The 12,671-nt window shown below is 59.3% G+C and carries 10 protein-coding genes; 5 read left to right on the top strand and 5 right to left on the bottom strand.

All coding sequences use genetic code 11. The features are described 5' to 3' along the window. Complete coding sequence (locus CU103_RS08460) at positions 1 to 1,296, bottom strand: ABC transporter substrate-binding protein (RefSeq protein WP_106663907.1); 1,296 nt, start codon at positions 1,294 to 1,296, stop codon at positions 1 to 3. A gap of 711 nt (positions 1,297 to 2,007) precedes the next feature. On the opposite strand from CU103_RS08460, the gene CU103_RS08470 reads away from it, so the two are divergent. The 5 genes from CU103_RS08470 to CU103_RS08490 all read left to right on the top strand — a co-directional run bounded on the left by CU103_RS08470 (position 2,008) and on the right by CU103_RS08490 (position 7,931). Then, positions 2,008 to 3,156 (top strand): Gfo/Idh/MocA family protein, encoded by a 1,149-nt coding sequence (locus CU103_RS08470; RefSeq protein ID WP_106663908.1) that lies wholly within the window; start codon positions 2,008 to 2,010, stop codon positions 3,154 to 3,156. Positions 3,157 to 3,159: 3 nt separating this feature from the next. Beyond that, positions 3,160 to 4,323, top strand: a complete 1,164-nt coding sequence (locus tag CU103_RS08475) for a dihydrodipicolinate synthase family protein (RefSeq protein ID WP_106663476.1) — start codon at positions 3,160 to 3,162, stop codon at positions 4,321 to 4,323. Between the two features lie 5 nt (positions 4,324 to 4,328). Beyond that, positions 4,329 to 5,750: an enolase C-terminal domain-like protein gene (locus CU103_RS08480; protein WP_106663477.1), complete on the top strand. Its 1,422-nt coding sequence runs from the start codon at positions 4,329 to 4,331 to the stop codon at positions 5,748 to 5,750. Between the two features lie 23 nt (positions 5,751 to 5,773). Continuing rightward, the gene (locus tag CU103_RS08485) at positions 5,774 to 6,595 is read left to right on the top strand and encodes a sugar phosphate isomerase/epimerase family protein (RefSeq protein WP_106663478.1); all 822 of its coding nucleotides are present in this window, start codon (positions 5,774 to 5,776) and stop codon (positions 6,593 to 6,595) included. Positions 6,596 to 6,671: 76 nt separating this feature from the next. Further along, complete coding sequence (locus CU103_RS08490) at positions 6,672 to 7,931, top strand: Gfo/Idh/MocA family protein (RefSeq protein WP_106663479.1); 1,260 nt, start codon at positions 6,672 to 6,674, stop codon at positions 7,929 to 7,931. Between the two features lie 15 nt (positions 7,932 to 7,946). Here the strand turns inward: CU103_RS08490 and CU103_RS08495 are convergent, their stop codons facing one another. The 4 genes from CU103_RS08495 to CU103_RS08510 are packed head-to-tail and all read right to left on the bottom strand — an operon-like array spanning position 7,947 to position 12,602. After that, a complete protein-coding gene (locus tag CU103_RS08495; RefSeq protein ID WP_106663480.1) occupies positions 7,947 to 8,717 on the bottom strand; it encodes a sugar phosphate isomerase/epimerase family protein in 771 nt (256 codons plus the stop codon). Further along, positions 8,714 to 9,721, bottom strand: a complete 1,008-nt coding sequence (locus tag CU103_RS08500; protein WP_170117024.1) for a hydroxyacid dehydrogenase — start codon at positions 9,719 to 9,721, stop codon at positions 8,714 to 8,716. The genes CU103_RS08495 and CU103_RS08500 overlap by 4 nt, the downstream gene beginning before the upstream one ends. Further along, positions 9,721 to 11,574, bottom strand: a complete 1,854-nt coding sequence (locus CU103_RS08505) for a DUF2264 domain-containing protein (protein WP_106663482.1) — start codon at positions 11,572 to 11,574, stop codon at positions 9,721 to 9,723. Before CU103_RS08505 ends, CU103_RS08500 begins: the two co-directional genes overlap by 1 nt. After that, positions 11,571 to 12,602, bottom strand: coding sequence for a LacI family DNA-binding transcriptional regulator (locus tag CU103_RS08510; protein ID WP_106663483.1), 1,032 nt, complete (start codon positions 12,600 to 12,602; stop codon positions 11,571 to 11,573). Before CU103_RS08510 ends, CU103_RS08505 begins: the two co-directional genes overlap by 4 nt. Between the last annotated feature and the right edge of the window lie 69 nt (positions 12,603 to 12,671).

A 12,671-nucleotide genomic window follows, 5' to 3' on the forward strand; every position in this document is an offset into this window, starting at 1 on the left:
CTAGCCCCGGCTGACGATGCGCGAGATCTCTTCAGCCAACAACTTACCGCCATCGGCTGCCGATAGCTGGCCGAAGCCGACCTGCTCTGCGACGTTGCGCAACGCCAGTTCAGCTTCGCCGGCACCAGCTGGCGGCGGCGGCGGCAGCGCACCAGCAAGATCACCAAGACCAGTGACGTAGTCGAGTGCTACCTTGCCTTGGGCGTCGAGCTTGGATGCAATGACTTCACGCGTTGCAGCCGATTCCGGTATGCCGCGTTCAACACCGAGAACGAGGGCTGCCTCCGGATCCTTGATGAAGAAATTAATATAGGCGACAGCCTGGTCGATCGCCTTCGACTGGGCCGACACGGAAAAGAACATGGAGGGCTTGCGATAGTGCCCGCCCTTGGAGTCTGCCGCGATACGCGGGTGGTTGGTGAGGCCGAGCTTGTCCTTGTTGATCGCTTGATAACCGACGAACTGATTGGAATGAGCAAAGGCTGCAGCCGAGCGGGCGAGCGAAACGGTGTTTGTCTCGATGTCGTTCTTGTCGAGCGCCTGAACGTCTGGCGGAACACAGGCACCGGCCTGGCGGAATTTGCTCCACATTTCAAACCATTCGGAGGCATCATTGTGATCGAAGGCGATCTTGCCTTCAGCCGTATAGAGAGCCTTGCCCCGCTGGCGTAGCCAGTTTTCCAGGAGCGGCTCCACGACGCTGCCATCGGCGATGCCATACATGCCTTTACGCTTGCCCGCCTTGGTAATTTCCGCGCCCATGCGGGCGAATTCTTCCCACGTCGTCGCCTGAGTTGGCAAAGGAACGCCGGCTTGCTCGAATGCGGAGACATTCAGGACTGTGGTTGCGGCGTTCGCGCCGAGACTGACCCCGTAAAAATGCCCGTTGACGCTCCCCCCATCGATCTGTGTTTTGTCGAAATCGTCGATTTGCAATTTCGCCGGCATATAGCTTTCCAGCGGTGCCAGCGCTCCGCGCTGCGCATATTCGACGATGTAGCGATAGTCCATCTGGATGATATCGGGTGCATTGCGGCCGGCGACCTGCGTTGCAAGGCGTGGCCAGTAATCCGTCCACCCCAGGAATTCGCCATTGACGGTCGTGCCTGCATTCTTTGTCTGAAAGAGTTGGGAAACTTTGTTGGTGCGATCCGCCCGTGCTTGCGAGCCCCACCAAAGGAGGCGAAGACGGGTATCGGCTGCAAAAGAAGTACCCCCGCCCGCACCGGTCGTTGACAATGACAGAAACGCGGCTCCTCCCGCGATGAAATTGCGTCTGCTCACACGTAGCATCACCTGTTCCTCCTCCTGTTGGAACGCCCTCCCGAACGTTCCGCGCATGTTTCCCTTGCAACAAATAACTAATTAGTTACAAGCTATGTTGAAAGCGGCGAGAGAGTCAAGCGGTTGTGTGGTGAACCAATCCTCGTTGGGCTTCAAGGCGCGAATGTAGGGCACAACGTCACCGACGAAACGAGCGAACAAGCCGCCCCGCGCGCCTGCAGGGGAACCAAAATCGCCCGCTCCTTGCACAGTTGAGAACGGCATGGGCGCCAAGCTATCGCCAAGCGCGATGGCAAAAAAACGCATTTTCTACCGCTGTTTCACATAAAGGTGCAATTCACGCGGCTCTCCCGGGAAGCTTGGGCAACAGTTTTGTACAGCCGAGCGGGCGACTGGCCCCGGTAGACCCAGGCTCGCGGACATATTTGCGATCCCGCACGGGCAGCGGACTTTCGCTCTGTTCGGCTGTTCCACCTTTCAAATCACTGCACCCTGGCATCGGTGTTTGACCACGACCACATCGAAACGCACAATCTGCAAAATGGCAATGGCGCTCTTGCCCGTCAGATGCTCATCCGTTCGCCGCTTGTTTTCGCGACATTTCGTTTTTTTGTTGACATATGCGCTTTTGCTCTGTCATCAAGTAACCGTTTGGTTACTGATTATGAAAAGCGCGGCCCTGGCTGCCGCTTCCACAATCGACCCCATGCAGGGAGGAAAGCAATGGCGCGTCTTGGAATCATTCTACACGGGGTTACGGGGCGCATGGGATACAATCAGCATCTCGTGCGCTCCATACTTGCCATCAGGGATCAGGGCGGGCTGGCGCTACAATCGGGAGAACGTCTCGAAATCGATCCAATCATTGTTGGCCGCAACCGCGCCAAGATTGAGCAACTTGCCCGCAGGCACGCCATAGAGCGCTGGTCGACGGACATCGATGCGGCCCTGGCGGACCCTCGCGATACTGTCTTTTTTGATGCAGGCACCACCCTCATGCGTGCCGGGCTGATCGGCCGGGCGCTGGACGCCGGCAAACATGTCTACTGCGAAAAACCGATATCGGACGATCTGGGCATCGCAATCCAGCTGGCCAAAAAGGCGCGCGCATCCGGTCTCAAGCATGGCGTCGTCCAGGACAAGTTGTTTCTTCCGGGGCTGCGCAAGCTCGCAATGCTGCGCGACTCAGGCTTCTTCGGCAAGATCCTCTCCGTGCGCGGTGAGTTCGGCTATTGGGTGTTCGAAGGCAATTGGGGCGTGCCGTCGCAGCGCCCCTCTTGGAACTACCGAAAGGCCGATGGCGGCGGCATCATCCTCGATATGCTGTGCCATTGGCGCTATGTTCTGGACAACCTGTTCGGCGAAGTCCGGGCCGTCTCCTGCCTCGGCGCCACACACGTCCCAGCGCGGATCGATGAGAACGGCAAGAGCTATGGCTGCGATACCGACGATGCGGCTTACGCGACCTTCGAACTTGAAGGCGGCATCGTGGCACAGATCAACTCCTCCTGGGCCGTCCGTGTCCGCCGCGACGACCTTGTCACCTTCCAGGTTGACGGCACCCACGGCTCAGCCGTCGCCGGGCTGACGAAATGCTGGACGCAGCATCGCGTTAACACACCAAAACCGGTCTGGAATCCTGATCAGCCGCAAACGATCGACTTCTACAAGACCTGGGATGAGGTTCCCGACACCCAGCTTTTCGACAATGGCTTCAAGGCGCAATGGGACATGTTCCTTCGCCATGTCGCCGAAGATGCCCCCTGGCCCTATGGGCTCGAAGCCGGCGCCAAGGGTGTCCAACTTGCCGAACTCGGGTTGAAATCCTGGGCGGAACGGCGCTGGCTTGATGTTCCAACCCTGGAGTTCTAGGCGATGACCACAATCAATCTGCCGCTAGCGGGGCAAATTACGCCCTATACGCTCACCGGTACACCGATACCGCTTGCACGGCGTGACGCGAAATCATTTCCGCGCGTGGTCTTCGCTGCCGCCCATGTTGTCGCCGACCCTCTCGCCGACAACGATCCATGGCTGACGCCTGCAATCGATTGGGAGCGCACGCTTGCCTTCCGTCACCGGCTGTGGGATCTGGGCCTTGGCGTTGCCGAAGCAATGGACACAGCGCAACGGGGCATGGGCCTTGGCTGGGCGGAAGCACAGGAATTGATCAAGCGGTCCCTCGCGGAGGCGCGCACGCGCGGCGACACACTGATTGCTTGTGGTGCTGGCACAGATCATTTGGCCCCTGGACCAGACGTGACGCTTGATATGATCATCCGGGCCTACGAGGAACAGATCAGCATCGTGGAGGCCGCGGGTGGCCGGATCATTTTGATGGCGAGCCGGGCCCTGGCATCGGCTGCCGAAGGTCCGGACGACTACGTCAAGATCTATGATCGCATTCTGTCCCAGGTCCGCGAGCCAGTGATCATCCATTGGCTTGGCGAAATGTTCGATCCAGCGTTGGAAGGCTATTGGGGCAATCGGGATCATCTCAAGGCGATGGACACGTGTCTCGACGTCATCGCTGCCCATGCCGCCAAGGTCGACGGGATCAAGGTCTCGCTATTGTCCAAGGAAAAGGAAATCGCCATGCGACGCCGCCTGCCAGAGGGCGTGCGCATGTATACCGGTGACGACTTCAACTACGCAGAACTGATCGCGGGTGATGAAGTTGGCCATTCCGATGCGCTGCTCGGCATCTTTGATGCGATCGCACCGGCCGCCTCAATGGCGATGGAGGCACTTGGCGGTGGCCGCGAAGCCGAGTTTTTCAATCTCCTCAATCCGACAGTTCCTCTGTCGCGGCACATCTTCAAGGCCCCGACGCGGTTCTACAAGACCGGCGTTGTTTTTCTCGCCTATCTCAATGGCTTGCAGGATCATTTTGCCATGATTGGCGGGCAGCAAAGCGCGCGATCACTTGCCCATCTTGCTGAGCTGTTTCGACTGGCCGATCAGGCGCGGGTCCTGTCCGATCCCGATCGCGCCATCGAGCGGATGCGCCGCATCCTCGCCGTTCACGGCGTCGGCTGAAGGCAATGACCAGCCCCATGCGCATAAAGCTTGAGGAAGCCGAGGTCATGGAACGTCCCGTTCACTTCCGTTTCCCCTTCCGTTTTGGCGCAGCACGGGTTACGGCGGCGCCGCAAGCCTTCGTCAGGGTCCGCATCAACGACGCCCGGGGACGCAGTGCCGTCGGTTGGTCAGCGGAAATGATGATGCCCAGGTGGTTCGACAAGAACCCGTCGCTTGCGCCCGGCGATAATATCGATCAGTTGCGCATTTCCTTGCGTCTTGCCATCGACGCCTACCGAAACACGGGGCGCAACACGCCCTTTGGCCTGCATGCACTCAACGAGGCGCAGCACCATCGACAGGCCGCCAAGCTCCAGCTTCCTGGCCTTGTCGCCTCCTACGGCCTGGCGTTGGTCGATCGTGCGGTGATTGACGCAACCTGCCGCCTGGAAAGTTTGAGTGCCGTTGAAGCCGTGCGGTTGGGCCGCCTTGGCATCAATGCCGCGACGGCTCCAGACCTCGCGGAATTTGATCTATCTGCATATTTCGCCACCATAAAGCCCGCCTCCAGCATGGCCGTGCGCCATACGATCGGTCTGGTCGACGCACTCACTTCGGCCGATGTCGAACCCGACAGCCGGCTTGAAGACGGTCTTCCACAGACGCTCGAGGCGGTGATTGCCAGCTACGGCCATCGACATTTCAAGATCAAGGTGTCCGGCCACCCTGTTGAGGACGTTGAACGGCTGATCCAGATTGCGGCCGTGCTCGATGCTGCGGCGGACGGCTATCAAGCGACACTGGACGGCAATGAGCAGTTCGGTGGCAGCGATGCTGTCGGCGAATTCCTTGAGCGAATTTCCTCCGAACCCCGGCTCCGCCGGCTGCGCAGCTCGATCTTGTTTTTCGAACAGCCCATCGCCCGCGCCGATGCCTTGACGACTTCGCTTGCCGACATAGCCCGCCACGTCCCGCTGGAAATCGATGAATCTGACGGCGAGATGGGCGCTTTCATTGAGGCGAGAGCCCTCGGATATGCCGGCATTTCCTCAAAGTCGTGCAAGGGATTTTATCGTTCGCTACTCAATCGCGCCCGTGTTGAAAAATGGAACAATGAGGAAAAGAGCAGCCGCTATTTCATGTCCGCCGAAGATTTGACGACGCAATCGGGTCTCGCCTTGCAGCAGGATCTCGTGCTCGCCTCTCTCGTTGGGGCAACGCACGTCGAACGCAATGGCCATCACTATGTCGACGGCATGTTTGGCGCTCCTAAAGGAGAGCAGGCCGCCTATCTTCGCGGGCATGGCGACCTGTATCGGCAGGCTGGTAGCGGTGCCCGGTTGGCGATCCGCAGTGGCCGCGTCGATTTCTCCTCGGCTGTCACAGCAAAAGGGCTTGGATCCGCTGTCGAACCCGATTGGGAGACAATGGCACGCCAAGAGTAGTGCAACAGGGAGGAAATCCGACGATGCAGTCCCAAGGCCTATCCATCAACCTTGCCACTATTCGCGAACAATGCGGTTTCGCGCAAGCGGTTGACATCTGCCTGCAACACGGCATCACCGCAATCGCGCCCTGGCGCGAGCAGGTTGCTGCAATCGGTTTGAACGAGGCGGCAAATATCGTGCACTCCAATGAGTTGCGGTTGACAGGCCTCTGCCGGGGCGGCTTCTTTCCCGCCGCCAGTTTCGACGACCGGCAAAAGGCGCTGGACGATAATCGGCGCGCGATCGATGAGGCCGCCACGCTCGGCGCAGATTGCCTGGTGCTCGTTGTTGGCGGCCTGCCGGGCGGTTCGCGGAATCTCGACGAGGCACGCAAGATGGTCGCCGATGGCATCTCGGCCGTTCTTCCGCATGCACGCCAGGCAAATGTGCCGCTCGCCATAGAACCGCTGCATCCCATGTATGCCGCCGACCGCTCATGTGTGAATACGCTTGGCCAGGCGCTCGATATCTGCGAGCTGGTAGGAGAAGGCGCCGGTGTCGCGGTCGACGCCTATCATGTTTGGTGGGATCCCGACCTTGCGCAGCAGGTTGCGCGAGCCGGACAGATGAATGCCATCCTCGCCCACCACATTTGTGACTGGCTTGTTCCAACTGCACACATGTTGACGGATCGCGGCATGATGGGCGACGGCGTGATCGACTTGCCGGGCCTGCGCCGTATGATCGAAGCGGCGGGCTTTCACGGCGCGCAGGAGGTTGAGATCTTTTCGGACAATTGGTGGGCACGCCCGGCGCAGGAGGTCATTGCGACGTGCGTTGGACGATATCAGGCGTGCTGCTGATAGGGACGCCACATTTTAACAAGCCGGGTTTGTACCGATAAGCTGAACCCGACACGGCAGGAACCACGAGGATAGCATGGAAAAAAAGCGGCGTTTTGCCCTGATCGGCACCGGTAATCGTGGCACGACCATGTGGGGCACTGATCTGCTCGCTGGCTGGGCAGAACATGTCGAGATGGTTGCGATCGTCGACCGGAATCGACTGCGGGCCGAACGGGCCCGGGCAATGATCGGCGCTGAGGCACCCATCTACACCGAGCTCGATCCGATGTTGCAGGCGGTAAGGCCGGACCTTGTTATTGTCTGCACACCCGACGATTCCCATGACGATATTGTCGTGCGTTCGCTCGAGTCCGGCGCAGACGTCATCACCGAGAAACCGATGACCACCACCGTCGACAAGATTCGCCGCATCATTGAGGCGGAGAAACGGACCGGCCGGCGCGTTGACGTCTCCTTTAACTATCGTTACGCACCAACGGCCGCCCGCATCAAGACGCTGCTTGATGCGGGCGAGATCGGCCGGGTGACCTCAGTCGACTTTCATTGGTATCTCGACACCTCACATGGCGCCGACTATTTCCGCCGCTGGCATGCCTATGCCAAGCACTCCGGCAGTCTGTTCGTGCATAAGGCCACCCACCACTTCGACTTACTGAACTGGTACCTCGGCAGTGACCCGCAAGCTGTTACCGCCTTTGCCGATCTTAAGATGTATGGTCGCAAGGGCCCATTTCGCGGATCGCGCTGCAGGCACTGCGCACACATGAAGGAATGTGATTTCTATTTCGATCTTGAAGCTGATCCCTTCCTCGGCGCCCTCTATGAAGAACCCTCAAAGCTTGATGGTTATTTTCGCGACGGCTGCGTCTTCCGTGAGGACATTGACATTCCCGACACGATGGTCGCCGCCATCCGCTACGGCAATGGTGTCCATGTGTCCTATTCCCTCAACACGTTCCAGCCGATCGAGGGTCACCACATTGCCTTCAATGGAACCGGGGGACGTATCGAACTGCGGCAATATGAGAGCCAGCCCTGGGAGGTACCTGCGCAAGACACGATCCTGGTCGTGCGGAACTTCCAAAAGGGCGCGCAAGCTGTCGAACGCATTGCAGTACCGCACGCCTCAGGGGGGCATTATGGTGGTGACGACCGCATGCGCAACATGATCTTTAAGCCCGGCATGTCCGATCCGCTCGCGCAGCGTGCCGGCTCCCGCGCCGGTGCGGTTTCAGTTCTTTGCGGCATTGCAGCGCTGTCCAGCGCTCGCGCCGGCACAACGGTGCGCCTTGCCGAACTGATGCCAGAGCTCCTGGGCGAACAACTGCTCTAGCCGGTGGCGGCTTTTTCACGCTTTAAGGATCTGCCTGAGCGTTGCCGCGTCATCGAGCAACGCGAGCGGATCGTCATCGACCACAAATTCCAGCATGGCAAACCGCCGGCCGGTCCATCTTGACGCGGGCATGGCGCTGAACACGGTTCGCCAATACGCAGACGCCGTCTTTAGCGAGAAGCGATTACGGGTGCTATTCCAGGCGAAGACATGGACATGGGACACATGGGCGCCAATTTCGGCGATCTCGGCCAGCGCGTCATCAAGCGCCAATCCAGGCCGCGGCTGCCAATAGAGATAGACGTTGGAATGGGCAATCGCGTCAATCAGACGGCGGGCGGAATCGGTATTTTCGGTCAGCGAGAGCGGATGATATTCGAGCGCGACCGTCAAGCCGGACCGCGCGGCCTCCGTTGCCATGTCGCGGATCGCATCTACTGTGCTGCGCCGTTCGTCCGCATTGTAATCCGAAGACGCACGCTCGCGCGTGCCTGGCCAGATGCGGATATTGGAGGCATCAAGGGCGATCGCTGTTTCAAGTGCTCGTCGGAAGACAGCCAGGTCCGCGGTTGGTGGCGCTACATAGGAACCATAGGACGTTGCAAATCCTGCCTTGCGGGACAGGCGCGCGACATGCGTGGCGATCATTGTGTCGCCAAGGGGAACATGCGCGTCCCCGGCCCATTCGATGGCGGCGAGCCCGGCATCGAGCGAAAGCTCCACGATTTTTTCCGGGGTCAATTTGCGGAAGGTGACCGAGCAGAGCGCTGGTTCGAAACTGCTCATGCCATGCGCTCCAGATCGTCCTTGCGAACCTCGAAAAGCAGTGGTTTGCCCTGAACGAACCTGGTGATTTCGTCGACCACCGTCGCGCCGAGGCGCATGCGTTCAAGGCCGATGGCGCCGGCAATATGCGGTGTCAGAAACACATTCTCAAGTTGATATAGCGGCGAGTTTTTCTCTGGCACTTCAGGATCGGTGACGTCAAGGATGGCATCGATCGCACCCGATTTCAGCCGGTCGATCAGCGCCGCTTCGTCGATCAGCGCGCCACGCGCCGTATTGATCAAGGTCGCACCGTTTTTCATCAGGGCGAGGCGCTGCGCATCGATCATGTGCCGCGTCTGAGGAAGCAATGGCGCGTGCACCGATACAATGTCCGATTGCGCCATTAGCGTGTCGAGATCCACTTTCTCGACCTTAAGCAAGCGGGCGCTGTCGTGCCCGACCAGCGGATCGTAGAGCAGCACGTCATAGTCAAACGGGCGAAGAAGTTCGATCACCCGTCGCCCGATGCGGGAAGCGCCGACAATCCCGACCGTGCGGCGATAATTTCCAATCGGCTGCGCCTGGAGCAGATGGGTTCGCATGCGTCCCTTGTCGGCGACATACAGATCACGCAATCGAATGATCTGCTTGCCGGCAAAGATGATCGCCGCGAGGGTAAACTCGGCCACGGGCTGAGCGTTTGCTTCAGCTGCATGACTGACGGCCATTCCAGCTTCGAACACGCAATCGTCGATCAACCCCTTGATCGTACCGGCCGCATGGACGAGGAGTTGGAGGCGCGGTGCTGATGCGAGCGTTGCTGCGTCAAACACAGGCGCTCCCCAGCCGGTGACAAGAATTTCCGCTTCAGCCAGCAGCCGTTTTCCCCGATCGTCGTCGAAGCGCGTCATCGGTTCCTGATCGAGAATGCGTCCGATATCATCGAGTTTCGACAAAAGTTCGGGCGGGAAAACATATTGGGTCCGCTCCGGTTGCATGGCAAAGGCAATCGTCCGGCGCATCACGGCTTGTGCCCCGGCGCATCCATCGCGCTGACGGTCGCGCCCCCCGCTTTCATGGCGAGCAACACGTCTAGATCGGGAGCCCCCGGCGGCATCAACCAGGTGTCCGACACGGCGCCGGTGTCGCGAAGCGCCACGACCGCGCAACGAAGAATGGTTTCACCCATCGGTATCGTGGCGCGCAATTGCGGCACCAGGGTCTTTGCCACCATCAGGTTGGTATTCGGGGGCGCCTTTTGCACCACACCGGTGCGCGCAACGCTCGAACCGAGGTCGCAGATACCGCTGAAATCATCCGCGCCAACGGCATGGGCTGTGCCTGTGCCAGAGGAAAGGAGATCGGCGTCGAGATCTCTCCTGGCGATGGCAAATCCACCTTCGGCGGTCTGAAGCGGCCTTGGTGTCGTGATCCGGTGCACGCGGATATGCCAGGGTGCACACGGCAACAGCCAGGTTTCAACCACAACATCTGGCCAAGGAGACCATTTGGCCAAAAGCACCTTGCCGGCAAGTTTGGCCTCCTGGTTGGTCTCGCGTACTCTGTAGTGGATGCCGTCATCGCTGAAGGCCAGCATTGAATCGAATGCGCCGCCGCCAAATGCCCGCTCATCGCTCTCCACGCTAAAGCCGTACCGGCTCGAATAGGCGAATTTCGCGTATTTTTCCGAACCGAAGCGCATTTGCAGGTTCTCCTGGCCGGAGGAAAGCGCGACAACATCACCCTTGCAAGGCATTATCACCATGCCTGGATGACGAAGGGCCAGGGTCACGGCGGGTGTCTCAGGCACGGTTTCGGGGGTCGTCCAGAACGGGTGATCTTTGCTCACTGCCAGGGGCAGGAAGGCCTTGAAGGCCCAATAGGGCGAGCCGGCCGAATTGTAGTTTTCCGACATCAGCAAATTGGGGTAGCCGTACCCGATCGACAGCACGCCATCGCGATGCGTCATGGGCTTGTCCGCCCACCACCGCAGGTGCCGAAGGCACAAGGATTTGATCTCGCCCCAAGGCAGTGCCTCCAGATCTGCGAAGGCAAGCGCGGACCAAAACCCGGCGCAGGCGAAGCGATAGGTCAAGCTGCGGCCAAAGGCTATCGTCGCGCCATCTTGCGCGAACCAGTGACGAAAATCCTGTGCGAATGCGATCGCGCGGTCACGGTATCGCTTGGCGTGATCGTCTTCGACCAGGCGCGAATAGATCAGGCCGTAAAAATGCATGGCAAAGGGAATGTAATGGTCAACGCGCCGTACATTACCATCGCGGTACCAGCCATCGGCAATGTAGAATTCATCGAGTTCGGCCAGATAGCTTTTTGTCAAGCTGCGGTCGTACTTTATGCCAAGGCGTTCAAGGGCGATGTCAACGAGAATGCGGAAGAATTTCCAGTTATTGTCGGCATAATCGAACTGCCGGGCATCAAGGAGATAGTTGACGAGATTGTCTCGCGCCCGTGCATTGAGCGGGTCCCACAATTTCTCCGGCACAAGGGCGAGCGCGAAACCAAGTGCGGCAAGCTCTACCATGCGTTGATCCCGGCCCTTGACGGTGCCCCAGTATTCGGGATGCGCAGGATCCGTGCCATTGGCGACACCCTGCGCATAACGGTCCCAGTGGGCGAAAGTGCCGCCACCGGCGCCAAGCGGCGCAAGACCCCAAAGTGGCCTTGCAAAGCCTTCCAGATCGGCCGCAGCGCGGTCGAAATGCCCGGCGGCAGCATCAAGACGCACGCGCGCATTCCCTGTTGAAAAATGCGGCAACAGCGGATTGAAGAGGTCAATGAGAGCACGCTGCATGTCGGTGCGTGTTTGCATTAAATTCGCGGCAAGGGGATTGGCGCTGGCGGGATCAGGGATCATGCGTGCAATCCTTCATTGGCAATCGTGCCTCCGGCAACCGGAACGACCGCGTGACAAACGTGACGGGCGGGTGCGTCCCGGTCGTGAAAGCGGGACGTCATCAAGCTGACCGCTTCACGACCCAGTGCGACGCGGTCGACCCGCATCGTTGCAAGGCGTGGATTGGCCATCTGGGCGCAAGGCAGGTCGTCGAAACCGACAATGGCGAAATCCTCTGGAACGCGAAGCCCGATTTCAGTAACCGCCTCGAGAACGCCCACGGCAATAAAGTCGTTCATGCAAAAAGCCGCCGTGAACCCCGGCGCCTCTGCCAGTGTTGCAATCGTCGCTCCATGCGCTTCGATGCTCGCATTGGCTTGGAGCGCCAGCTGGACAATGCGAGCCTCGCCATCCTTGACTGATGCGAGTGCAGCTTCAAAACCGCGCACACGCTCGCGGATCGTGTGGCGATGCGATCCAGTCAGGTGCAAAATACGGTGATGACCAGCGTAAAGCAGTCGGCGTGTCGCGGCATAGGCGCCGAAGAAATTCGATGGAGAGACGCCATCGAAGCGCAATTGCGGGTCGGTACCGTTGACCAGGACCACCGGAATGCGGCTCTCCTCCAGCCATCCGCACAGCGCATCAGCTGGATCGATACCGACCAGGAAGAGCCCTTGTGCACCGACGGACTCCATTAGACCCTGAACGGTTTGCGGTGTTGCCTTTGCTTCACGCACAAGCCTGATTTCAAACGGCATGCCATGCTCAACCGCGCCGGAACGCAGGCCTTCGACAATGCCCTCATAAAAAACACTCAACCCACCGGTGACGCCGTCACTGGCAATGAGAGCAAGCGCTCCATGACTGGTCTTTGGACTGATCTTCAACGGATAGCCGAGATCCGTTGCGACCTGCAGAATCTGCCGCCTGACGCTTTCGCTGATGCCTTGCTCGTTGGCAAGCACGCGCGAGACGGTGGAGACCGAAACGCCTGCCCGTTCGGCAATGTCGGCTTGACGGAATCGTTTGGGTGCAGGATCGATCATGCCGCAAATGTTACGCAAATTACGCAAATTTGCAAGATATAAACAACTTCTTGCATCATATCGGTTTTT

The organism is Phyllobacterium sophorae, assembly GCF_003010965.1.
GTDB lineage: Bacteria > Pseudomonadota > Alphaproteobacteria > Rhizobiales > Rhizobiaceae > Phyllobacterium > Phyllobacterium sophorae.

Coding starts and splice junctions, on each gene's coding strand:
- CU103_RS08485 (WP_106663478.1), top strand. CDS start 5,774: ATGCAGTCCCAAGGCCTATCCATCAACCTTGCCACTATTCGCGAACAA.
- CU103_RS08475 (WP_106663476.1), top strand. CDS start 3,160: ATGACCACAATCAATCTGCCGCTAGCGGGGCAAATTACGCCCTATACG.
- CU103_RS08495 (WP_106663480.1), bottom strand. CDS start 8,717: ATGAGCAGTTTCGAACCAGCGCTCTGCTCGGTCACCTTCCGCAAATTG.
- CU103_RS08470 (WP_106663908.1), top strand. CDS start 2,008: ATGGCGCGTCTTGGAATCATTCTACACGGGGTTACGGGGCGCATGGGA.
- CU103_RS08500 (WP_170117024.1), bottom strand. CDS start 9,721: ATGCGCCGGACGATTGCCTTTGCCATGCAACCGGAGCGGACCCAATAT.
- CU103_RS08490 (WP_106663479.1), top strand. CDS start 6,672: ATGGAAAAAAAGCGGCGTTTTGCCCTGATCGGCACCGGTAATCGTGGC.
- CU103_RS08505 (WP_106663482.1), bottom strand. CDS start 11,574: ATGATCCCTGATCCCGCCAGCGCCAATCCCCTTGCCGCGAATTTAATG.
- CU103_RS08510 (WP_106663483.1), bottom strand. CDS start 12,602: ATGATCGATCCTGCACCCAAACGATTCCGTCAAGCCGACATTGCCGAA.
- CU103_RS08480 (WP_106663477.1), top strand. CDS start 4,329: ATGACCAGCCCCATGCGCATAAAGCTTGAGGAAGCCGAGGTCATGGAA.